Below are 23,218 nucleotides of genomic sequence, written 5' to 3' on the forward strand. Positions count from 1 at the left end.
ATGCTATCCGAGCATGGCCTTGAGAGCCACCTGAACAAAATCGCCCACCCTGCCGTCGAGCTCGCGCCTGGCTTCCGCGCTCTCCGTGCGGACGCGCTCGGCGGCGGCTCTGTGGATGGCGCGGGCCTCGTCGCCCGCCTCGTTCAAACGGGCCTGAGCGGTTTGTTCCGCGGCAGCCTTCATGCTCTTGCGCACAGCCGCCACTTCCGCGCGGGCCTTTTCGATGCGGGCGTTGTAACCTTCCATCTTGAGCCCGGCCTCGCCTTCCAGGGAGGCGGCGGCTCCTCTCAGTTCATCGTTCTGCGAGTTGCGGCGGGCAATGACACCGCGCACCGGGCGCACGATAAGGTAATTGATGATCGCCAGGGCGATCAAAAAGTTCACCAACTGAATCAGGAGGGTTATGTCGATGTTGATCATTCCGAGAACCTCCAACCGAAGCTGTAAAAAGGGGCCACTCTACCATTGCATTCTAAGCCCCCAAAGTTCTGCGCTCCTGAATTATTGGGAGTAGAATCATTTTTTTTAGCTACCCCGTTTTCCGCACTTTGTCAAAGCCGATACACTTTTTTTTCAAGAAATAAACAGGTTCCGCCACGTCTTTTGCACAAAAAGTTACAAAATATGCGAACAGGTCATATCATACCGGAAAGCCTCTTTCTTTTGTCTTTGAAGGAGACGCGCGTCTTCCGAAACACGAACAAAAGCCGTTTGCATTTCAGAATCCTCCCGTATTTCGCCCCGGGAAAAAATAAATAAAATTCTGATCGATCTTTTTTTCACGATACTGAAATACCCTCTGTTTTTCGTTGATATACCTTGTTATTGCAGGAAAAGTCGTCGAAAACGCCTGTATTTTTTCCTCAGTCGGGAAAAAACTCGCGCAGCCGGGCAATTGTCACAAAACTGACACAATTCTCTCCGGGGTCACGCCTCATTCCGGCAAAGATCCTTGCCGAAAAGGCCGATGCACGGTGCTGTGGGCACGAAGCGAAGCGGCGGCAAAGCCCGCGGCGGGGCCGCAGACCTGTGGCTTTTGCGTGGAGCCACTGACCTGCCCCACTCGATTGCACGAAGTTATGCGGAAAAATTCGGAAGCCGCGGTTGCGCCTCCGCCGGCAGCAGGCCCTGCCATGCACGCATCCCGACGCACGTCTGCACCGCTGCTTTCCGCCCCCTCCCCCAAAACAGAAACAGCACCGAGCTCCCGGCCAAGCGCGGAGCGCAAAAAAATACCCGTATCAGAGATGAAGACGGACAACCGCCCAGCCCCTGATCCGCCGCTGCCATTTCCCCAAAGAGCAATGATGCACCGATGGACCTCACGACGGAATCGTCGGGAATTCCCTGAAGAACAACGATGCAGGAAGCGATCTCCTGATGAAAAAGCCCTGCACGGCGGCCCTCTTCGTCGGGCAACCGGCGGCGCAGTGTCAAGATTGTTTTTTTCTCACACGTGAGGGGAGATGGAACAGAGTTTTGAAGAGGCCGTGAGCTTTTCGTTTTTCCCCGTGCGGCGGAGCGGCCCTTCCCTCTTCCCCCGGCCCACGCTTGCGCATGTTCCCTGCCCTGCTTGACGGAACGAGTCGATGAAGGAAGCCCCGGAAGCCTTGATTGCGCTTTTCGGCGGTGTACAGCCCCGAACAGGCGCGCATCCCGAACCACTTCTGTTCTTTGATTTTTGCAGAAACCTCTACGCAAGGCAGGAGCAGCAGAATACCGAGCTTTTCCGGGCACACCTTCGAACAGGCAAGGTGCAGCCGTTCTGAACGCGCGACTCATCGCCGCCTGAAAGCCCCGCTCCTGCAACTAGCTCTTGAACACGAAACGGCGCATGGAAATGCTGAGCACGATGCCCACAAGGGCGCAGTTCACCACCAGCGCCGTGCCGCCGTAGCTGATGAACGGCAGCGGCATGCCCACCACGGGCATGAGCCCCACCACCATGCCGATGTTCACGATGATCTGCCAGAAGAAGTAGAAGAATATGCCCGCGGCCAGCGTGCTGCCGAAGCGGTCCTTGGCGTCGCGCACCGTGCTGTACATGGCCATGAGGAACAGGCAGAACAGCGTGACCAGCGTCATGCAGCCCGCGAACCCCCATTCCTCGCCGAACACGGCAATGGCGAAGTCGGTGTGCTTTTCCGGCAGGAAGCGCAGCTGACTCTGCGTGCCCGCCAGAAACCCCTTGCCGAACATCTCGCCCGAACCGATGGCTATCTGCGACTGAATGATGTGATATCCCGCACCGCGGGGATCGCGCGTGGGGTCGAGGAACGTCAGAATGCGCTCCTGCTGATAGTCGTGCAGCACGAACCAGCCGAGCGGCATGAGCAGCGGAATGACCACGAGACACACGCGCAGCACCTTCCACTTCACGCCGTGAAAGAGCACCATGCCGCCGAGCAGCACCAGCACGGTGAGCCCGGAGCCGAGGTCGGGCTGCTTGGCGATGAACAGAAAGGGAACCACGCCGATGGCGAGCACCTGCCCGAGTCTTTTCCAGCCCAGCGACTCCCCGTCGCGGCAGAGGGCCTTGGCGCCCATCATGAGCACGGCGAACTTGGCCAGCTCGCTCGGCTGCAGGTTCATGACGCCGAGATCTATCCAGCGCTTGGCGCCGTACACGGTTTTGCCCACGATGGGCACCAGCATGAGCAGAATGAGTACAATGACGTAGCACGGCACCGCCAGTCGTTCGATGCGCCGGTAGTCGATGAGCATGCACGTCACCATGACGCAAAGTCCGATCAGCCCCCACACGAGCTGACGCTGATAAAAGGGCGAAAGCACGAAACCGCCTTCGATGCGGGAGCCGCTCGCGGAATACAGGTTCACCATGCCCACGGCGAACAGCAGGATGGTGATGAAGACAAGCCCCCAGTTTATCTGGAAGAACATTCTTCTGTCGGGCATCTGCATGGAGAACCTCGGCGAAAAACGCCGGGAACATTCCCGGCGCTGAGAAAAAAGATGAGGGCGCATGAGGCGGCACTGACGCGTTTTCGCGTCGGCCGCGTTTCTCCGGTCCGCGCCCGGCAGACCGGAGAAATCGCAAGAACGTTATTTGCCCGCGGCCATTTCCTGATCGCGTTTCAGGGCTTCGAGCACGGCGTCGGTCACGTGACCGGGCACGGCGCAGCGTTCCATGTGGTTCACGCCGCGGATCGTGGTGCCGGAGGGCGAGCACACCTTCACGCGCAGATCGGCAAAGCTTTCGCCGCTCTCCAGGGCAAGGCGGGCCGTGCCTTCCACCATGGCGGCGATGAGCTCGCGGGAGACGCCGGCCTTGAGGCCCATGGTGATGCCCGCATTGAGCAGTCCTTCCATGAACAGCAGCACGAAGGCCGGACCGCAGCCCACCAGCGAGGAGAACGCCGGAAACTGCGCTTCGGGCAGCACCACGGCAATGCCCATGAGCCGGAACATGGTCAGCAGCTCGTCGGCCGCGGCCTTGTCCAGCTTGGGATCGTCGAAACAGAGGGCGAACACGCCCTTCCCCACGACCACGGGCAGATTGGGCATGCAGCGCACTACGGGGCAGCGGTTTTCCACGCCCAGGCGCAGCTTTTCCTGCGAGAAGGCGGCCGCAAGCGACACCACCACCTTGGATTCGTCCAGCGCGGGGCGGATTTCTTCCAGCATGGCTTCCATCTGATAGGGCTTCACCGCAAGAATGACGATGTCGGAACGCTGCGCAAGTTCCAGCGGCGTTTCCACGAAGGTCACGCGGCCTTCGGGGCCTATGCCTTCCACCTTGGCGCGGGTGTGATCGTGGCCGAGCAGTTCAAAGTCGTGCGGGACAAGTCCCTTGAGCACGCCTCCGCCCATGTTGCCGCAGCCTATGCAACCGATTCTCTTCATGGCTCAGCCCACGATTTCCGTCCGGCTGAAGAAGAAGGCGATTTCCCGAGCGGCGGTTTCGGGAGCGTCGGAGCCGTGAACGGCGTTGGCCTGAACGCTCTGGGCGTAGAGCTTGCGGATGGTGCCTTCCGCCGCGGCGGCGGGATTGGTGGCTCCCATGAGCGCGCGATAGGAGGCGATGGCGTCTTCCCCTTCCAGCACCGAGCAGACCACGGGGCCGGAAATCATGTATTCCACGAGATCCGCGTAGAAGGGACGTTCCTTGTGTACTTCGTAAAAGGCTTCCGCCTGAGCGCGGGTGAGCCGGATCATCTTCATGGCCACGATGCGCAGGCCGCTCTTCTGGATCATGGCCAGAATCTCGCCCTGCAGATTGCGGGACACGGCGTCGGGCTTGATGATGGAAAGGGTTTGCTGAAGCATGAATTCCTCCGTCCTGACGTTGCGGGGCGGATGCACGACCGCCCCCGGGGAAAAAACGGGCACGCGGCCCTTTCGGAGCGCCGCGCCGGGCGGTCGCGCCGATACGTCCGCGGGCCGGAGCGCAGACCCGTCGAACGAAACATGTCATGCGCGCCCGACATGGCGGCAGGCGCGCATTGCTTCCCCGGGAACGCGGTCAAAAGCCCTTCCCCTGTTCCGGCCGAAGCGGCCCGGGGCAGAAAAAGCCTCCGCCTTCCCGCGCGGAAAGACGGAGGCGAAACGCTAATTTTTGAGAGTCTTCAGCACCGGCAGCGTCTTCACGAACTGAAGAGCCAGACGAAGCTGATTGTCTCTTGCGAGCATGGCGCTCATGTCTTCGGCGTCGCCCGTCTTTTCCTCATCCTTGCGGGGTCCCGCCTTTTCGTCCTTCTGTTCCAGATGGCCGCGCAGATCCTTTTCGCGCAGGAGCAGCGCGGGTTCTGCGGCGTCCTCGCGGGGAGCCTCCCAGGCCACCTCGAAGTCGGGCGTAATGCCCTCGGCCTGAATGGACTTGCCCGAAGGCGTGTAATAGCGGGCCACGGTGAGCTTGAGACCCGCGCCGTCGGCCAGCGGAATGAGATTCTGCACCGAGCCCTTGCCGAACGTGCGCTCGCCGAGAATAAGGGCCCGCTTCTGATCGCGCAGCGCGCCGGCCACGATTTCGGAAGCCGAGGCGGAACCGGAATTCACCAGCACCACGAGCGGACAATCCACGTCGTCGGGCTGGGCGTGCGCCTTGAAGGTGCGCTCGGAAGACGGATCGCGGCCGCGCATGGACACGATGACGCCGTCCTTGAGAAACTGATCGGCCACCTCGACGCTCTGATCGAGAAGTCCGCCGGGGTTGTTGCGCAGATCGAGCACCACGCCCTTGAGCGCGCCCCTGGCTCTGGCCTTGGACACGGCTTCGGCAAGTTCCTGCGCGGTGTGTCCGCTGAAGCGCGTGAGACGAATCCACCAGTAGCCGGGCTCAAGCTCGCGCGACTTCACGCTGATGAGCGGAATGGCGTCGCGCTTGATCTTCATGGTCACGGGGCGGGAGCTGTTCTTGTGCAGCACCTGCAGTTCCACCGTAGTGCCGCGCTTGCCGCGCATTTTGGAAACTACTTCGGTGAGCGACATTTCCATGGTGTACTGACCGTCCACGGCAATGATGGCATCGCCCGCGCGCAGACCGGCCTTGTAGCCGGGCGTGTCCTCGATGGGGCTCACCACCATGACCTGACCGTTCTCCATGGTGATTTCCACGCCCACGCCGAAGAATTCGCCGCTGGTGTTCTCCTGCATTTCCTGAAATTCCTTTTCCGACATGAGCGTGGAATGAGGATCCAGGTTCTGCAGCATGCCCTTGAGCGCGCCGTCGAGCAGTTCCTTCTGAGAAACATCATTAACATAGTACTGCTCCACCATGTCCAGAATCTGGCTGAAGCGGCGCAGGGAATCGTAGTCGTTTTCCGCGCTGACGGCCTTCATCACGCCGCCGCCGGACAAAAATGTGACAAGGGCGAGCGCCGCCGTGGTCAGCACGCGAATCTTTTGCATGGGAGCCTCCGATTGGGATGGAACATGCGGAACACGATAGAGCCGATCCCACCAAAACGCAACGTATTTCCTTTCCGTCAGACCGGGCGGCGGACAAAGCTGCTCCAGTTTTCCTTTATTTTTCCGCAAAGGCGCGCGCCCGCGCTCCGCCCCAACATTTCATTTGACGAGCGGGAGAGAGAAACGTACCCCTTAAAGGAAAGGGAGATTGCACATGAGCCCCATTACCGACCTTCCCGCCTGGCTGGAGAGCTTCCGGCCGGACGACGACCTGTACGCCGACGCCTACGAAGGCACGCCCGCCCATCTTCGGGCCCTGCTCAAGACGGCCATCGCCTTTGCCTTCCACCGCTGGAAGCCGGATCAGGGCGAACGTTCCGTGACCGTGGAAAGTCCGCGCGCGGGCTTTGCCCGTACCGAGCGCTCGCGTCCGGCCTCGTGGGTTCTGGCCGTGGCGGCGGAAGGCTTCGCCTCGCCGGCGCGTCTTCTTGCCGCGCTCGTTCCGGCAATCATCGCGGGCGTTGACCGCATCATCGTCGTTTCGCCCGCGCCCTTTGCTCCGGCCGTGGCCACGGCGCTGGAACTTTCCGGCATCGAGGACTCCTTCGTGCTCGACGACGACTGCGCCGCCGATCTCTACGAAGATCTGCGCGCAGCTTCGCCCGACGGCCGCGTGGCGATGTTTCCGGGAAGCGGCCCGCTCACCTCGGGACAGAAGGATCTGCTGCACCGCGCCGCGGCCGACGGACTGCGCGTGTTCCGCGACGCTCCCGCGCCGCGCATTCTCGCCCTCGGCGCCGAGGAAGGCCCGCTGCCGGAAGAGATCAGAAAACGGCTTCTCTGGCTGCATCCCGACGCCGAACTCATCGACGCTCCAGCGCCGGAACTTCGCGCCGTGTTCACGCAGGGCGACGTTCCTTCAGGCTGCGCCGCGCCCCTCGTCGCGGGGCCGGGCATGGAAGCCTGCTGGCCCGGGCCCTCTCCCGAATTTTTCCGAACCCGCACCCTTTCCGCCTTTCTTGTCCAGGAGAACCAGTCATGAGGCAGGACACCATGAAAAACCTGCGCAACATCGGCATCATCGCCCACATCGACGCAGGCAAGACCACGCTCAGCGAACGCATTCTGTTTTACACGCGCAAGATTCACCGCATGGGCGAAGTGCATGACGGCACGGCCACCATGGACTTCATGCCCGAAGAGCAGGAACGCGGCATCACCATTGCGGCGGCCGCCTCCACCTGTCACTGGAAGGACTGGACCCTGAACCTCATCGACACTCCAGGACACGTGGACTTCACCATTGAAGTGGAACGTTCGCTGCGCGTGCTCGACGGCGCGGTGGGCGTATTCTGCGCGGTGGGCGGCGTGGAGCCGCAGTCGGAAACGGTGTGGCGGCAGTCGGAGTCGTTCGGCGTGCCCAAGATCGCCTTCGTGAACAAGATGGACCGCGTGGGCGCAAACTTTGCCGCCGTGCTCGACGCGCTGCACGCGAGGCTCGGGGCGAATCCCGCGCCCGTGACCGTGCCGCTCGGCGAAGGCCCGGACTTCTACGCCGTGGCCGACGTGATCGCCATGAAGAAGCTCGTGTTCGACGAAGACTCGCAGGGGCAGAACATGGAAGTGCTGCCGCTTGAGGAAAGCGAAAAGGAAGAGGCGCTTCTGTGGCGGGACAAGCTGCTGGAAACGCTGGGCGAGAACGACGACGCGTTCATGGAGCTCTACCTTGAGGAGCGCTTTTCCGAAGACGACATTCATGCGGCGCTCAAGCGGTCGACGCTTGCGCGCAAGGTGACGCCCGTGCTGGCGGGCTCGGCGCTGAAGAACGCGGGCGTGCAGCCTCTGCTCGACGCCGTGGGCCGCTACCTGCCCTCGCCGCTGGACGTGCCCGCCCCGCACGGCACCACCGTTGACGGCAAGGAGGAAAAGGTGCTCGACGTGAGCCCCGACGCGCCCTTCTGCGGACTGGTGTTCAAGGTGCTCATGGAAGGCGGCCGCAAGACTGCGCTCGTGCGCGTGTATTCGGGCCGCCTGAAGGACGGCGACGTGGTGCGCAACACGGCCCTGAACAAGGAAGAGCGCGTGTCGCGCATGTTCCGCATGGACGCCGATCAGCAGGAACAGCTTGCCGAGGCCTCGTCGGGCGACATCATTGCCGTGCTCGGCCTGCGCTCCGCCCGCACGGGCGACACCATGGCCGCTCCGGGTCTCGACATTCTGCTGGAGAATCTGGAAGAGGTGAAGCCCGTCATTTCCATGGCGCTCGAACCGCGCAACGCCGACGAAGGCAAAACGCTGGACGAAGCGCTCGCCCGCTACTGCGCGGAAGATCCCACGCTCGGCGTGACGCAGGACGAAGGCTCGGGCGACCGCATCATTTCGGGCATGGGCGAACTGCATCTCGACGTGGTGATGGAGCGCATGCGCCGCGAATACGGCATCAGCCCGCGCGCCGGACAGCCGCAGGTGGTGGCGCGCGAAACCGTGCGCGCCGAAGGCGAGGGCCGCGGCCTGTTCGATCGCGAACTCGGCACGGTGCATCACATAGGCGAAGTCGTGCTCACCATGTCCCCGGCCGGACGCGACAAGGGCAATTCTCTCTCACTTGCCGAGAACGTCGCGCATCCCGCCGACCCGAAGGACGCCATTCCCAAGATTCTCGTCGATGAAGTGCTTCAGGGCATTTCCGACAGCCTGCTCTCCGGCCCCCAGACCGGCTATCCGGTGCAGGACGTCAACATCGTCGTGACCTTCATCCGCAAGGAAGGAGCCACCGCGGCGGGCTGCCGCATGGCCGCCGCCATGGCCGTGCGCGACGCCATGGAAAAAGCCCGTCCCACGGTGCTCGAACCCATCATGAGCGTGGAAATCGTGGCGCCGGAAGAGGCGCTCGGCGCGTCCATCAGCCTGTTCCAGAACTGCGGCGGCAAGGTCGAGGAACTCGGCGAGCGGGGCGGCATGCGCTATCTCTCGGGCATGGCTCCCATGCGCAAGCTCTTCGGCTTCTCCACCGCGCTGCGCTCCGCAACCCAGGGCCGCGCCGGATTCACGCTGCGCTTCAAGCATTACGACTCCATGTAGGAGCAAGTCCCGGGCCGCCGCGAAAACCGCGCTTCTTCCGGCGGCCCGAGGCGGCGCGGAGCCCGGGGCGTCGGCCGCTCCGCAAAAACGCTTCTTCCGAAGGTCCGCCGCAAGCGTCGGCGAGCCCTTTTGAGAAGCAGCCATGATGCTTCGTCCGGAAAACAGCCGCGGAATGAAAACAATCCTCAAAGACGCGCAGCAAACGACAGCGCACCCCGGCCGGAACGACGTTCCTCCGAAGCGTTGAGACGGAACATCGGCATTCCGCCCGCACGCGAGGTCGCAGCGTCCGCGTTCTGTTCACGGGCCCGTTCCGCAAAGAGCGGCCCCGCCCGGAAAGTCTTTGAAAAACCTCAGCGGCGCTTCGCCCGGGAAACGGCCCCGGAACGGGAACGCTCATGGGGTGTCCGCACCAAGGCTGCGACGCCGCCCGCTCTTCTACGGCAAAGGGGCAGACAGGCGTCCGAATCGTCCGCTTCCGGCAAGGCGTCCTTCCCCGGCTGCGTTCCGGGGCTTGACCGTCCGCTCTTTTGCAGCATACTCTCGGCCCCGCGTCCGGTTCGGACGCCTTTTGTCAACCTTTCACGCAGGACAACATGAGCGACATCAATCTCTTCACCGCAGCCAGAGCCAAAAAAAGCCTCGGGCAGCACTTTCTGCGCGACGAACGCGTGGTTCAGCGCATCGTGGATCTGCTGCGCCCGGAAGAGGGCGATCAGATCATGGAAATCGGTCCCGGCCCCGGCGCGCTCACCGCGCTGCTGCGTCCCCTGCCGTGGAGCAGGCTTCTGCTGCTGGAAAAGGACGATCACTACGCCGCCGAACACGCGGCAAGGCCTCTGCCCGGTCTTGAGGTCGTGGCGGGCGACGCCCTGACCTATCCGTGGGAATCGCTGGAAGGCCCGTGGAAAATCGCGGGAAATCTCCCCTACAACGTGGCTTCGCCGCTCATGTGGGACATCGTCAGCCGCGCGCCCCGCCTCGCCCGCGCCGTGTTCATGGTGCAGAAGGAAGTCGGCGACCGGCTCACCGCCAAGCCCGGTTCCAGGGACTACGGCGCGCTCAGCGTGTGGATTCAGAGCTTTGTCGCCGCGCGCAAAGGCTTCGTCATCGGCCCTGCGGCCTTTTCCCCGCCGCCCAAGGTCGATTCCGCCGTGGTCGTCTTCGAGCCCCTGCCGGAAGAACGCAGGCCCCGCCATCCCGAAGCGCTTTCCCGTCTCATCAAGCTGTGCTTCCAGCAGCGGAGAAAACAGCTTCAGGGCATACTGCGCCGCGCCCTGCCGCAGTCCTTCGTGCTCGAAGCGCTCGCAGGTCTCGGCATCGATCCCGCCCAGCGGCCGGAAACGCTCTCCGTCCCGCAGTTCCAGGCGTTGGCGGACGCGCTTTTTTCAGGAAAAAATCACGCCTGAGCGCCCCGTCTCTCTTGACGATGGGCAGGAAACGTGTACCAAAAAGAAAACCGCATCCCTCATTTTCCTCTCACCTCTGCCGCACGGCAGAAAGGAGCAATCATGACCAAGGCCGAACTCATCGCCAAGATCGCCGAACAGGCCTCCATCAGCAAGAGCAGCGCGGAACAGTCCCTGAACGCCCTGCTCGAAGCCATTCAGGAAGCGCTCGCTTCCGACGGCAAGCTCTCCCTTCCGGGCTTCGGCTCGCTTGTTGTGGAAGAACGCAAGGAACGCAAGGGCCACAATCCCCGCACCGGCGAAACCATCACCATTCCCGCCGGCAAGGTCGTGAAATTCAGGGCTGGCATTAATCTGAAAAAGCAGATACAGTAGTAGGACGGTCCGTATCCCGGCCCTCGGGATATCCGGCCGCCAGCCGCTCAAGGAGTCTTCATGCTTATTCATGGTGAAAATGGACATGGCCCCTTCCCCTGGGATCTGCCTCTGTGGCAGCCCGACTACGCCATCTTTTTCGGCGTGCTCTACTCGGTAATCCTCATTCTCGCCATCGGCATCACGCTGGCCTTCGCCCGCGCAATCAGAGATGCCAGAAACGGCGAGCACAAGGGGCACTAAACCGGCTCTTCATCGAAGAGCGCGCCCGTGCGGCAGCCTTCCCCTCAGGGATGATATTCCGCAATCTGCGGCGCTCTCTTCGGTCTGCCCTTTGCGGAACATCCCGCCCTGCGGCAGAAAAAACCGGCATCTCTGGAAAGAGCCGCGGCGCCTTGCCCTCCTCTTCCGGAAAGAGTACGCGTCAAAAAAGCTCTCCGCGGGGAGGTTCCGAGGCAGGTGCAGCGTTAATTTTTTACTTTTTTTGCAGGTTTCCCCGGAGTGAGGCACCCCGGGGGCTTGCTTTTTGTCGCAAACTGTTTTAGTTTACATCTCTCCCTGCGCTGAGGAGACCTGTCTGCGGCATGCCCCGCAGACCTGTTTCCCGCAAGGGACACATTTCCGTTTTTCCTTTCGGTTCACTCCCTGAGCTGGCGGATCGGACGGAACAAGAGATTCGCTGAAAAGGGGGTGATTTCTGTGCCCGGAGTTTTTCTCAACGAAGACGATTACAATTTCGACATTGCCCTGCGTCGCTTCAAGAAGCAGGTGGAAAAGGCCGGCGTTCTTTCTGAAATGAAGAAGCGTCAGCATTACGAAAAGCCCAGCGTCATGCGCAAGAAGAAGAAGGCCGCTGCCCGCAAGCGCCTCATGAAGAAGATGCGCAAGGTGAACATGGGTTAATCTTCGACGACAACGGTTCGCATGGGTTCTGAACCGTATGCAAGCCGGTACGGAGCCGGAAATTGGACCTTTCAGCAGGCTGATTTCCGGCTCTTTTGCCATTTCATGACGGTGCGGCCGCAAGGCTTCGCCGTCGTCCTTCTTTCCGCGAAGTTCCCTTCGCGACGGATGAAGATGACTGCTATGAGTATCGCTGAACAGATAGACAAGGACTATATCCAGGCCTACAAGGCCAAGGATCAGGTTAAGCTCGGCACGCTGCGCCTGCTGAAAACCGCGGCCAAGAACCGTCAGGTCGAGCTCATGCGTCCCCTTGAGGACGACGACTACATGGACGTGCTTCTGCGCGAGGTCAAGCAGCGTCAGGATTCCATCGAGCAGTACAACGCCGCCGGTCGCGCCGATCTGGCCGACAAGGAAGCCGCCGAAGCCGCCGTGCTTCAGTCCTACCTGCCCGCGCAGCTCTCCGACGAGGAGCTCGCCGAAGTGGTGGAAAAAACCGTGGCTCCGCTGCTTGAAGGCGGCATGAAGAACATGGGCCGCGCCATCAGCGCCATCATGGCCGAATACAAGGGCCGTGTGGACGGCAAGGCCGTGAGCGCCGCCGTGAAGGCCCGTCTCCAGCAGGCCCGCTGATCGTATGGACGACAGGACTCTTCACGCTCTCGAATTTCCCCGCGTGCTTGAACGACTTTCCGACTTCTGCCTCTCCGAGGCGGGAAAGGAAGCCGCTCTTCTCCTGCGCCCCATGAACGACGCGCAGGCCGTGCGCGACGCCCAGCTTCGCTACGACGAGACGCGCTCCTGGCTGGCCGAAGGGGATTTTTCTCCGGTGTCGTTTCCCGACATTTCCGGCCTTCTCGCGCACGTGCGCACGCATGCCGATCCCATGCTCGACATGGACGGCCTGTGGGCCCTCAAGGAAACCCTCGGGCTCGCGCGCCGCGCCGCCGAAAGCATTCACGCGGGAGCGTCCAGACGCCCCCTGCTCGACGCCCTCGCCTGCGAGCTCCCCATGCCAGAACTTTCCCTTTCCGCGCTGATGCGCTGCGTGAGCGACGACGGCTACCTTAAAGATGAAAGCTCTCCCGGACTTCTGCTCGTGCGCGGAGAGCTGCGCGGCATCCATCAGAACTGCCTGCGCCGCGTCAAGGAGTTCGCCGAAAAGTACAACATCGGCCGCTACCTTCAGGACGACTACATGACCCTCTCGTCCGACCGCTACGTGCTGCCGCTCAAGGCCAACTTCAAGGGACGCATTCAGGGCATCATTCACGACTATTCCAACACAGGCGAAACGCTCTATTTCGAGCCCATGTTCCTGGTGGAGCAGAACAACCGCCTTCAGGAACTCAAACAGCAGGAACGCGAGGAAGAGCGCAAGGTCATGCGCATGATCGCCGACCTGCTTGTTCAGGAAATGCCGCAGGTCGAAGCCGCGTGGAAGCTGCTCGTGGAAATCGATCTCGGTCAGGCCAAGTGCGCCCTCGGCGCGGCCCTCAGCGGCCGCTGCGTGCCGCTGGAGGAAAACGCCCTGCTCAGTCTCCCGGGCGCAAGGCATCCGCTGCTCGTGCTTGAGGCCGTCCGTCACGCCGCAGACAAGAATTATGCCGGTCCGCGCCGCATCGAGCCCGCCGACCTCATGCTTCGCGAAGGCGACCGCGTGCTCGTCATCAGCGGCGGCAACGCCGGCGGCAAGACCGTGGCGCTCAAGACCCTCGGACTCATCACGCTCATGACCCTCGCAGGTCTGCCGGTTCCCGTGGACGGCGGAGCCACCCTCCCCTACTGGAACCGCGTCCATGCCTTCATCGGCGACGAGCAGAGTCTCGACGATCACGTGTCCACCTTCACCGGTCAGATTCATCATCTCGCCTCCATCTGGGAAAGCCTCGACGGCCATTCCCTGGTGCTGCTCGACGAATTCGGTTCCGGCACCGACCCCTCGCAGGGCGCGGCCCTTGCGCAGGCCGTGCTCGACGGCATGCTCGAAAAGGGCGCCTACACCGTGACGGCCACGCACTTTCCCGCGCTCAAGAGCTACGCGCTCACCCACGACGGCGTGCGCGCGGCCTCCGTGCTGTTCGATCCGTCCACCAAGAAGCCGCTCTTCCACCTGGCCTACGATCAGGTGGGCGCCAGCCAGGCCCTCGACGTGGCCCGCGAACACGGTCTGCCCGAATCCGTGCTCAAGCGCGCGGAGCACTATCTGCTCATGGACGGCGACGACGCAAGCGCCGTCATGGACAGGCTCAACGAGCTCGCCCGGCAGCGGGAAGAGGAACTCGCCCGCCTCAGGGACGAGGAGCGCCGCATGCGCGACAAGCGCGAGTCTCTCCAGCAGAAGCTGGAAAAGGAACGTCAGAGACTCGACGAGGAAGTGCGCAAGATGTCGCAGGAGCTCATGCGCGACTACAAGAGCGGCAAGGCCACGGCCAAGCAGGCCCAGAAGGAGATGTCGAAGCTCCGGGCCGATCTCGCCCGTTCCGCGCGCGACATGGAGGAGGAAAAGCCTGCGGCCGATCCTTCCGCCTTCACCGTGGGCGGCGAAGTGCTGCACCGCATGTGGAACCGCAAGGCCGTGCTGCGCGAACTCGACGAGAAGAACGGCAAGGGCAAGATAGACCTGAACGGCGTGACCATGTGGGCCCCGCTTTCCGATCTTCAGCCCGCCTCCGGCGCGCCTTCCGCGCCCAGGGGAACCGTGACCGCCAGAGTTTCGAGACCAGTTTCCTTTCTGCGTCTTGACTTGAGGGGGAAACGTGCTGATTTAGCTTTAGCGGAACTCGAACAGTTTCTCGACCGCTCCCTGCTTTCCGGCGTGGAAGGCGTGGAAATCGTTCACGGACGCGGAACCGGCGCGCTGCGCAAGGCCGTGCATGAACTTCTGCGCACCTTCCCCGGCGTGGCTTCCTACCACACCGCGCCCGAAGATCAGGGCGGCGACGGCATGACTCAGGTTCTGTTCCGCTAAGACACGGGCTTATCGTCATGAAAAACAATGATGTGATACAGGCAATCAAGTCGCGCCTCAGCCTCGCCGACATGGCAAGGCGATACGTGGAGCTGCATCCCGCAGGCTCCCGTCTTGTCGCGCCCTGCCCGTTCCATCAGGAGACCAAGCCCTCCTTCTCCATCAACGAGGAACAGGGAACCTTCTACTGCTTCGGCTGCCAGGCCTCCGGCGACATCTTCGACTTCTACGGACGCCTCAACGGCCTCGACTTCAAGGAAACCCTCGCCGCCCTCGCCGAAGAGGCGGGCGTGCGCCTCGACTCCTATCGCGCCGATCCCAAAGCCCGGGAACAGCGCTCCCAGAAGCGCGACATGCTCAAGATGCACGAACTCGCCGCCTCGCATTTTCACAGCAATCTGTCCTCGCCGACCGCCGCGGCCTGCCGCGACTACATCGGCGAGCGGGGCATCTCGCCCGAGCTCGTGGAAAAGTTCGGCCTCGGCTGGAGCATGGATTCGTGGCAGGATCTCGGCGACACGCTGCGCCGCGCGGGATTCAATCTGAGCACCGCCGCGGAATGCGGCCTGCAGTCCAAGAGTCAGGGCGGACGCACCTTCGACCGCTTCCGCAACCGGCTCATGTTCCCCATCCGCAACCTTTCCGGACAGGCCATAGCCTTCGGCGGGCGCATTCTTCCCGCGCTCGCCAGAGACGACGACGCCAAGTACATCAACAGCAGCGATTCGCCCATCTACAAGAAGGGCGAGCATCTGTTCGGCCTCTTTCAGGCCCGGCCCTCCATTGCCGTGAAGAAGAGCGTCATTCTCACCGAGGGCTACATGGACGTCATCACCCTGCACCAGTACGGCTACACGCAGGCCGTGGGCGTGCTCGGCACGGCGCTCACCCCGGATCAGATCAAGCGGCTTTCCGGCTTCAGCTCAAGCCTCGAACTCATGTTCGACGGCGACAACGCCGGACGCAAGGCGGCCTTCCGCTCCTGCGAAATGCTGCTCTCGCGCGGACTTTCGTGCAAAGTAGTTCTGTTCCCCGACGACAACGACATCGACAGCATGCTTCACAGCTTCGGCGCGGACGCCGTGGAGGATCTGCGCGCCCACGCCCAGGACGGGCTTGAATTCTGCATTTCCGTGCTGCGCGGCATGGCCCCGCGCGACGCCGTGGAATGGGCGAGGCACTTTCTCTCGCAGGTGGACATGCCGGAACTTTTTCACCGCTTTGCGGCAGACCTTGCCGCCGGACTCGGCCTCTCCGAAGCCGATCTTCGCGGAGGCGTTCTGGAACGACGCAGCGCCGCCGCGCCCCGCGCGCAGGAGCGGCGCAGCACGGCGCCCCGCTCCATCAGCCGCGACAGGGAAATCATGACGTTCGCGGTGCGCTATCCGCACAGGCTGCCCGATCTTCAGGCCGCCGGCGCCGATCTTGCCCTGCGGGAACCCTGGGCGCTCAAGCTCTGGGACAAGCTGGCCGCCGCCTGCTCCGAGCAGGCCTTTGACGACCTGGATCCGAAGGAAAAAACCTTCTGGATCCGATGCCGGGGCCAGGAAGCCCCCCCGCTCAACGACGAGGAAGGCGAACTGAACGCCATTCGACAAATGCTTATCAACTTGCAGAAGACATCACACATGGCTTCCGTGGTGGCGGCCCTTCGCCAGGGAACGGCCAGCCAGGAAACACAACGGGAATACATGCGCGCGCTTCTTGAAGCGCGAGGGAGGCGTAGTGACCAATAATCTTAAAGAAATCCAGCAGGTCAAGGCTCTTATCGCCAAGGGCAAGTCTGCGGGCTACCTCACGTTCGAGGAAGTCAGCAAATCTGTCCCCGCGGAGATGAGCACGCCCGAAAACTTCGAGGAAATCATTGCGATGTTCGATCAGATGGACATCGCCATTGTCGATTCCGAAAAGGAAGGCAAGTCCATAGTCGTCAACCACGCCGACGCGGAAAACGATCCCGTGGACATCGTGTTCGACGAGACCGACGACGGCGCGCTGGAATTTCCCCTCGATCTTTCCGCCGACGATTCCGGCGACTTCGCCGCCCGCAACACCGATCCCGTGCGCATGTACCTGCGCGAAATGGGCGCGGTGCCGCTGCTCGACCGCGACGGAGAAGTCGTCATCGCCAAGAAGATCGAAACCGGCGAAGAAGACGTGCTCTACGCCCTGGTGGAAGTGCCCGTGGCCGTGGAAGAACTCATCAACGTGGGCGAAGACCTCAAGCAGAACCGCATCAAGCTCAAGGACGTGGTCAAGACCATCGAGGAAGACGATCCCACCGAAGACGAAATGAATCAGCGTCAGCGCGTCATCCTGCTTCTCGACGAGATCAAGGCCATCTACAAGAAGAAGCACAAGATCTATCAGAAGCTCGACGCCTGCTGCACGCTGGAGCGCCGCGTGGCCTCCACGCAGAAGGAAATTCTCCAGTACAAGGAGGAAGTGGTTTCCCGTCTGCGCGAAATCAAGCTGGAAAAAACCCTCATCGACCGCATCGTGGAAACCGTGGAGGACTACGTGCGCCAGATGAAGAACTATCAGCGCGAACTCGACGCCTACGCGGCCACCACCGGCAAGACGCAGGAAGAACTGCAGGCCCTCTTTGAAGCTCTCGACAACCGCACCCGCTCCATGCAGGACGTGGCCGCGGAACTCGACATGAGCGTGGACAAGATGTTTTCCTACAAGGAACTCATCATGGGCAAGATCGAAAGCCTTCAGCGCCTGCGCGAAAAGTGCTGCCACAACGTGGAAGACCTCGAAGAAGTGCTGTGGCGCATCCGTCGCGGCATGTCCGCCTCCATGCGCGCCAAGCAGGAACTCATCCGTTCCAACCTGCGCCTCGTGGTGAGCATCGCCAAGAAGTACACCAACCGCGGACTCCAGTTCCTCGATCTCATTCAGGAAGGCAACATCGGCCTCATGAAGGCCGTGGACAAGTTCGAGTATCAGCGCGGCTACAAGTTCTCCACCTACGCCACCTGGTGGATCCGGCAGGCCATCACCCGCGCCATCGCCGATCAGGCCCGCACCATCCGCATTCCCGTCCACATGATAGAAACCATCAACAAGCTCATCCGCACCTCGCGCTATCTGGTGCAGGAGCTCGGCCGCGATCCCACTCCCGAGGAAATCGCCGAACGCATGGACTATCCCGTGGACAAGGTCAAGAAGGTGCTCAAAATCGCCAAGGAACCCATCTCCCTCGAAACCCCCATCGGCGACGAAGAGGATTCCAGCCTCGGCGATTTCATCGAGGACAAGAAGGCCGTGGCCCCCGCCGAGGAAGTGGTGAACACCAAGCTCTCCGAACAGATCGCCTCCGTGCTCGCCGACCTCACTCCCCGCGAGGAACAGGTGCTGCGCAAGCGTTTCGGCATCGGCGAAAAGTCCGACCACACCCTTGAGGAAGTGGGCAAGCTCTTCAACGTCACCCGCGAACGCATACGTCAGATCGAAGCCAAGGCCCTGCGCAAGCTCCGCCATCCGGTGAGAAGCCAGACCCTGCGCTCCTTCTACGAAAACTGATCCGTCAGCGGAAGTCGCTTCGCTTTGCCCCTTTCCGGCGGCGCGAGGCGGCTTCCGCTTTTTCGTCATGAGGCCGCCTCCGGTGATCCGGCAGCGCGGCCTCACGCGTACCGGAGCGGCAAACGCGCTTCGCAGCGCCCTGCCCGCAGAGGAATCGGCCTCGCCTTCCGAACACGGCGGACCCGTGCGCCGCAAACGTTCCTCCCTCGGCAACGTTCCCCCGCGGTGCCGCAGCCTCCGCAGCCGACTGTCCGGCAAGGCCGATTCCGACTCTGCCGGATCATGGAGCGGCGCCAGCGCTCAGGACTGATCGCCCGAACGCCAAAAATCGCCCCGGACGCGTTTTTCTCCATCCGCCGCAGCAAAGGCGGGCCCTGTTCAACCTCCAGATTTCTTATCACCATGACACATTATTCCTGCATCGTCGTCGGGGCCGGACACGCCGGCTGTGAAGCGGCCATGGCGCTCGCCCGTCTGGGCCACAACGTGCTCGTCGTCACCAGCAACGTGGACCGCATCGGTCATCTTTCCTGCAATCCCGCCATCGGCGGCCTGGCCAAGGGGCATCTGGTGCGCGAAATCGACGCCCTCGGCGGCTGCATGGGCAAATGGGCCGACGAAGCCGGCATTCAGTTCCGCATTCTGAACGCCAGCAAGGGCCCGGCCGTGCGCGCCCGCCGCGCCCAGATAGACCGCGAATCCTATCTTGCCGCGGTCAAGCGCGACATGTTCGCGCAGGAAGGCCTCACCATCTGGCAGGACATGGTTACCGACATTCTTGCGGAAAACGGCAAAGTCGTCGGCGTGCGCACCCGGCTCGGCAAGGAATTTCTCGCCGATCACGTGCTGCTCACCACGGGCACCTTCCTGTGCGGCCTCGTCCACGTGGGCCTCGTGCATTACAGCGCCGGCCGCTTCGGCGACTCCGCCGCCATGAGCCTTTCCGATTCCCTGCGCTCGCTCGGCCTCACCCTCGGCCGTCTCAAGACCGGCACCACACCGCGCCTTCTGGCAAGCTCCATCGACTTCGACGCCATGGAAGCCCAGTACGGCGACAATCCGCCGCAGGGCTTCAGCTTCAGCGGCCCCGGCCCGGTGCTGCCGCAGGTGCCCTGCTTCATCACCTGGACCAACGAACACACCCACGACATCATCCGCTCCGGCATGGACCGCTCGCCTCTCTTCACCGGCGTCATCACCGGCGTGGGCGCGCGCTACTGCCCTTCCGTGGAGGACAAGGTGGCCCGCTTCCCCGAACGCGAACGCCATCACGTCTTCATCGAACCCGAAGGTCTGAACCGCGAAGAATATTACGCCAACGGCATTTCCACCAGCCTGCCACTGGACATTCAGGAAAAGATGGTCAACTCCATCCGCGGTCTGGAACACGCCAAAATCGTGCGTCCGGGCTACGCCATCGAGTACGACTACGTGAATCCCGTGCAGCTGCGTCCCACCTTTGAAACCCGCAAGGTGGACGGCCTGTGGCTCGCCGGTCAGATCAACGGCACCTCCGGCTACGAGGAAGCCGCCGCGCAGGGCCTGTGGGCCGCGCTCAACATGGACGCCAAAATCAGAGGCCGCGAACCTTTCCTGCCCGCCAGAAGCGAAGCCTACATGGCCGTGCTGGCCGACGAACTGGTCACCAAGGGCACCAACGAGCCGTTCCGCATGTTCACCTCGCGCGCGGAATACCGCCTTCTGCTGCGCGAAGACAACGCCGACGCCCGCCTCACCCCGCGCGGCCGCGACATCGGCCTTGTGGGCGACGAGCAGTGGCGCGTCTTCCGCGACAGGCAGCAGAGCCTGCACGCGCTCATGGACAAGCTGACCTCCGTGCGCCTCACCCCCGACGCCGCCACGCAGGCCGCCTTTGCCGAACTCGGCGAGCCCTGCCCCACGCAGGCCGTCACGCTGGCCGATCTCGGCCGCCGTCCGCAGCTTCCGCTGCGCCGCCTTTCCGTGTTCCTGCCGGAACTGGACAGCGCCCCCGACGACGTGCTTCAGGAAACGGAAATCATTCTGCGCTACTCCGGCTATCTGGAACTTCAGGACGAACTCGTGCGCCGAGCGGCGCGTCAGGAAGCCATACGCCTGCCCGAAGACATGGACTACACAGGCATTTCCGGACTGTCGCGGGAAATTCAGGAAAAGCTGAACGCCATTCGTCCCCTCACGCTGGGGCAGGCCGGACGCATTTCCGGCGTCACGCCCGCAGCGCTCGCCTGTCTGGAAATCGAGCTGAAAAAGCGCGGTCTTCTCCGGACGGACAACCAGCGCTGACGCGCCCTGCGCAGCGCAGGCTTTTGGGGCGGGAGAATCCGCCTTTTCAGAGCTGTTCACGGTCTTCGTGGACAGCTCTTTGTTTCTTCCCTCACGGCGCGCCTCTGAGGCGCAGACAGGCTTCTTCGGCGGGCCGCCCGCGTCTTCCTTCAGAAGCGTCGTAAAAGGAGCTTGAAGCATTCAGTTCCGGAGGATGCGCCACGCTGCCGCGCAGTTCCGGCAGAATCCCGTGAACGGCAAAAACACCTTTCCTGAAAGACGCTCTTCCCTCCGCTTCCGCAAAGAGGCCATAGCTCAGCGCTGTTGTTCATCGGCTGCACCAGACCTGCCCGGCGCGCCCGCTTCTATCGGGTCAGAGGCCGCGGCACCCGACGCTCAAAAGCCCGCTGCCGAAAGGTCTGCCGTGCAACGCCGCGGCAAGTTTTGCATAAAAACAATAAAAATAAGTAATATCAGTATATTAAATATTACACTCGCACTTTTTTCAAAAAAAATCGCGAAGAGGGCAAATTTTCTGTTGACAGAAGGGGGCATTTTCCATAAACACATACCTGCGCATGGGCAGTTAGCTCAGTTGGTAGAGCATCGCCTTCACACGGCGGGGGTCACAGGTTCAAGTCCTGTACTGCCCACCATGCGAAAAGTGGAGCGGTAGTTCAGTTGGTTAGAACGCCGGCCTGTCACGCCGGAGGTCGTGGGTTCAAGTCCCATCCGCTTCGCCACTTTTGTTTAAAAGGGTTTTTGCCCACTCCATATTTGGAGCGGTAGTTCAGTTGGTTAGAACGCCGGCCTGTCACGCCGGAGGTCGTGGGTTCAAGTCCCATCCGCTTCGCCATTCAAGGTCCTGCAAACATGTGTTGCGGGGCTTTTTTTTTACCCTGCGGGGAACGGCTCCGTGCGTGGACGGCGACTGCCGTTGCGGACGGCCTGATTGCAAGGCTGCGCCCGCCAGGGGCCGCCCCACGTTTGGGGAGAAAGGCCGACGACAAGCGCGGAGTGCCGCTTCGAGGCGGTCAAGAACGTCCTTAGCGAAGCACGACGCTCAAGCCCCGAAGCGCTCGCGACGCCCTCCCCGGGAGAGCACGACGCACGCTCCTGCACTGAGCGCAGTCCGTTGTTTCAGCCAACGCGGCGTATCGGTTTCGGAAGCACTGTGCGCACGCGTGCGCCTGCGCGGAGCGCGGCCCCTGTTTCTGCCGGGCCTCGTCCTTATTTCCGAGCCGGACTCGGCGCAGCGATTTCGGACGCTCAACACGCGCACGTCTCACGAAATGAATCGCACGCCCTGTTTTTCCGTGCCGTCCGCCTCCCTTGATGAAACACAGAGCAAAAGCATCTGCGCCGCGTGCAGCGCACGTCTTCTGCGCCGGGCATTCTTCTCGGCCTTCCCCGGTCACCGTTCCAGAGACAACGACGGTCCGAACTTTCGGACCGTCGTTTTTGCCCGCATCTTCATCCCCGTTCCGCGGCAATCCGGGGCGACGACTCAGCGCTTCTCGAACGGTCCGGAAAAACCGCAGACGGCCACCTTCCTGTACAGCGTCTGCGCGAATGCGAAGTTCGCGCGCCGTGCGGGTCATGTTGCCCAGCTTCGGCAACGCGCCTCGCGGATGCTCTCCGGCATGCGTCGGGGGAGAGGCGTCAACGACTCTGCCCGCCCGCGCCAATTTTCCCCTCCGGCATCGGGAAAAGCCGCCCGCAGTCTGCGGCGCTCTCCGCGGGATCGAGCCCGACACGCAGAAGAGGAACCCCGCCCCTCACTCCCCCCCTTCCTCCGCGCCTTCTTTGCCCGTCGTCTTGAAGCCTCATCGCCACATTCTTCGCGCTGCGCGTCTTGACATTTATTTAGTAATCACTAAAAATTTATACAGACAAAAGCTTCAACCTTCACGGAGTCTTCTCATGACGTTCACGGAACCAGCCATGCGCCCGCCGCAGGAAGCCCGTTCCCTGCTCCTGCGCGCCACCCAGGGCTGCACCTACAATAAATGTCACTTCTGCTACGTGTCGCGCGGCTATCCTTTCATGGCGGTCACGGAGAATGATCTCGAACACGAGATTTTTTCCCTGCGGCCCATGTTCTCCGACCACACGCCCGTGTACATGACCGGCTCCAATCCTTTCGCCCTGCCCACGGAAAAGCTGCGGGCGTACCTGCGCGTGCTGCGCAGGCTCGTGCCTCACTTCCAGCGCGTGAGCATGCAGAGCCGCATTGCCGACATCGGACACAAGAGCGACGAAGAGCTGCGCGAACTGCGCGACATGGGCCTCACGCATCTCTACATCGGCACGGAAAACGGCGACGACAGCGTGCTTGCGCTCATGAACAAGGGGCAGACCGCCGCCGAAATCGTGGAGCAGCTGCTGCGCCTCGACGAGGCCGGTCTTACCTACACCACTTTCTACATTCTCGGCATGGGCGGCAAGGGAAAGGGCCGCTCCAGCGGCAGCGCCACGGCCGCCATGTTCAATCAGGTGCATCCGCAGCTCATCACCACCACGGGCATGACGGTTTTTCCCCACACGCCCCTCGCGGACATGGCCGCGCGCGGGGAATTCATCGAGGCTTCGGAGCGCGAAAAACTCGAGGAGCTGCAGACCTTTCTTTCCGAACTGACCATAGACGTCTTTTACGACGGCGTGCATTACCTGAACCCGCTCAACTACCGCTTTTCCAACAAGGACGCCGAAGCCAGGCGGCGCGTGCTGGAAGACATCGACGACGTGCTGCGCTCCTGCTCGGATGAAGAGCTGGAAGCCATGGTCAGCCGCCGCTTCAAAACCTCCCTGTAAA

Annotated in this window: 18 protein-coding genes and 3 tRNA genes; 16 read left to right on the top strand and 5 right to left on the bottom strand. The window is 62.3% G+C overall.

The window, feature by feature from the left end; translation table 11 throughout:
* Positions 1 to 3: 3 nt before the first annotated feature.
* Positions 4 to 420 (bottom strand): ATP synthase F0 subunit B, encoded by a 417-nt coding sequence (locus ABGT79_RS03325; RefSeq protein WP_346665003.1) that lies wholly within the window; start codon positions 418 to 420, stop codon positions 4 to 6.
* A gap of 1,169 nt (positions 421 to 1,589) precedes the next feature.
* Here ABGT79_RS03325 and ABGT79_RS03330 point away from each other — a divergent pair.
* Positions 1,590 to 1,769 carry a hypothetical protein gene (locus ABGT79_RS03330; RefSeq protein ID WP_346665004.1) on the top strand — a complete coding sequence of 60 codons (180 nt, stop codon included), beginning with the start codon at positions 1,590 to 1,592 and terminating at the stop codon, positions 1,767 to 1,769.
* Positions 1,770 to 1,809: 40 nt separating this feature from the next.
* Here ABGT79_RS03330 and rodA read toward each other — a convergent pair whose 3' ends face one another.
* The 4 genes from rodA to ABGT79_RS03350 form a co-directional block, all read right to left on the bottom strand.
* Positions 1,810 to 2,922: a rod shape-determining protein RodA gene (gene rodA / locus ABGT79_RS03335; RefSeq protein ID WP_346665005.1), complete on the bottom strand. Its 1,113-nt coding sequence runs from the start codon at positions 2,920 to 2,922 to the stop codon at positions 1,810 to 1,812.
* 141 nt (positions 2,923 to 3,063) lie between these two features.
* Positions 3,064 to 3,864 carry a pyrroline-5-carboxylate reductase gene (gene proC, locus ABGT79_RS03340; RefSeq protein WP_346665006.1) on the bottom strand — a complete coding sequence of 267 codons (801 nt, stop codon included), beginning with the start codon at positions 3,862 to 3,864 and terminating at the stop codon, positions 3,064 to 3,066.
* A gap of 3 nt (positions 3,865 to 3,867) precedes the next feature.
* A complete protein-coding gene (gene ndk, locus ABGT79_RS03345) occupies positions 3,868 to 4,287 on the bottom strand; it encodes a nucleoside-diphosphate kinase (RefSeq protein ID WP_294485461.1) in 420 nt (139 codons plus the stop codon).
* Between the two features lie 282 nt (positions 4,288 to 4,569).
* A complete protein-coding gene (locus ABGT79_RS03350; RefSeq protein ID WP_346666646.1) occupies positions 4,570 to 5,799 on the bottom strand; it encodes a S41 family peptidase in 1,230 nt (409 codons plus the stop codon).
* A 283-nt stretch (positions 5,800 to 6,082) separates the two neighbouring features.
* On the opposite strand from ABGT79_RS03350, the gene ABGT79_RS03355 reads away from it, so the two are divergent.
* From ABGT79_RS03355 to ABGT79_RS03425, 15 genes are all read left to right on the top strand, one after another.
* Entirely contained in the window at positions 6,083 to 6,910 is an 828-nt protein-coding gene (locus ABGT79_RS03355) for a histidinol dehydrogenase (protein ID WP_346665007.1), read from the top strand.
* On the top strand, positions 6,907 to 8,949 hold the full coding sequence (gene fusA, locus ABGT79_RS03360) for an elongation factor G (RefSeq protein ID WP_346665008.1): 2,043 nt from the start codon (positions 6,907 to 6,909) through the stop codon (positions 8,947 to 8,949). The genes ABGT79_RS03355 and fusA overlap by 4 nt, the downstream gene beginning before the upstream one ends.
* A 596-nt stretch (positions 8,950 to 9,545) precedes the next feature.
* Positions 9,546 to 10,358 (top strand): 16S rRNA (adenine(1518)-N(6)/adenine(1519)-N(6))-dimethyltransferase RsmA, encoded by an 813-nt coding sequence (gene rsmA, locus ABGT79_RS03365; RefSeq protein ID WP_346665009.1) that lies wholly within the window; start codon positions 9,546 to 9,548, stop codon positions 10,356 to 10,358.
* Between the two features lie 102 nt (positions 10,359 to 10,460).
* Complete coding sequence (locus ABGT79_RS03370) at positions 10,461 to 10,733, top strand: HU family DNA-binding protein (RefSeq protein WP_294485469.1); 273 nt, start codon at positions 10,461 to 10,463, stop codon at positions 10,731 to 10,733.
* A gap of 60 nt (positions 10,734 to 10,793) precedes the next feature.
* On the top strand, positions 10,794 to 10,976 hold the full coding sequence (locus tag ABGT79_RS03375; protein WP_294447463.1) for a hypothetical protein: 183 nt from the start codon (positions 10,794 to 10,796) through the stop codon (positions 10,974 to 10,976).
* Positions 10,977 to 11,432: 456 nt separating this feature from the next.
* On the top strand, positions 11,433 to 11,636 hold the full coding sequence (rpsU, locus tag ABGT79_RS03380) for a 30S ribosomal protein S21 (protein WP_077074093.1): 204 nt from the start codon (positions 11,433 to 11,435) through the stop codon (positions 11,634 to 11,636).
* Between the two features lie 183 nt (positions 11,637 to 11,819).
* Positions 11,820 to 12,272, top strand: coding sequence for a GatB/YqeY domain-containing protein (locus ABGT79_RS03385; RefSeq protein ID WP_294485471.1), 453 nt, complete (start codon positions 11,820 to 11,822; stop codon positions 12,270 to 12,272).
* Between the two features lie 4 nt (positions 12,273 to 12,276).
* Positions 12,277 to 14,610, top strand: a complete 2,334-nt coding sequence (locus tag ABGT79_RS03390) for an endonuclease MutS2 (RefSeq protein WP_346665010.1) — start codon at positions 12,277 to 12,279, stop codon at positions 14,608 to 14,610.
* 17 nt (positions 14,611 to 14,627) lie between these two features.
* Positions 14,628 to 16,346, top strand: coding sequence for a DNA primase (gene dnaG / locus ABGT79_RS03395; RefSeq protein ID WP_346665011.1), 1,719 nt, complete (start codon positions 14,628 to 14,630; stop codon positions 16,344 to 16,346).
* Complete coding sequence (rpoD, locus tag ABGT79_RS03400) at positions 16,336 to 18,141, top strand: RNA polymerase sigma factor RpoD (RefSeq protein WP_294485477.1); 1,806 nt, start codon at positions 16,336 to 16,338, stop codon at positions 18,139 to 18,141. Before dnaG ends, rpoD begins: the two co-directional genes overlap by 11 nt.
* Positions 18,142 to 18,543: 402 nt before the next feature.
* Complete coding sequence (mnmG, locus tag ABGT79_RS03405; RefSeq protein ID WP_346665012.1) at positions 18,544 to 20,424, top strand: tRNA uridine-5-carboxymethylaminomethyl(34) synthesis enzyme MnmG; 1,881 nt, start codon at positions 18,544 to 18,546, stop codon at positions 20,422 to 20,424.
* Between the two features lie 559 nt (positions 20,425 to 20,983).
* Positions 20,984 to 21,059: transfer RNA gene (locus tag ABGT79_RS03410), tRNA-Val, on the top strand.
* A gap of 10 nt (positions 21,060 to 21,069) precedes the next feature.
* Positions 21,070 to 21,146, top strand: a tRNA-Asp gene (locus ABGT79_RS03415).
* Positions 21,147 to 21,182: 36 nt separating this feature from the next.
* A tRNA-Asp gene (locus ABGT79_RS03420) sits at positions 21,183 to 21,259 on the top strand.
* Positions 21,260 to 22,326: 1,067 nt separating this feature from the next.
* Complete coding sequence (locus tag ABGT79_RS03425) at positions 22,327 to 23,217, top strand: radical SAM protein (protein ID WP_346665013.1); 891 nt, start codon at positions 22,327 to 22,329, stop codon at positions 23,215 to 23,217.
* Position 23,218: the final 1 nt, after the last annotated feature.

The organism is uncultured Mailhella sp., assembly GCF_963931295.1.
Taxonomy (GTDB): domain Bacteria; phylum Desulfobacterota; class Desulfovibrionia; order Desulfovibrionales; family Desulfovibrionaceae; genus Mailhella.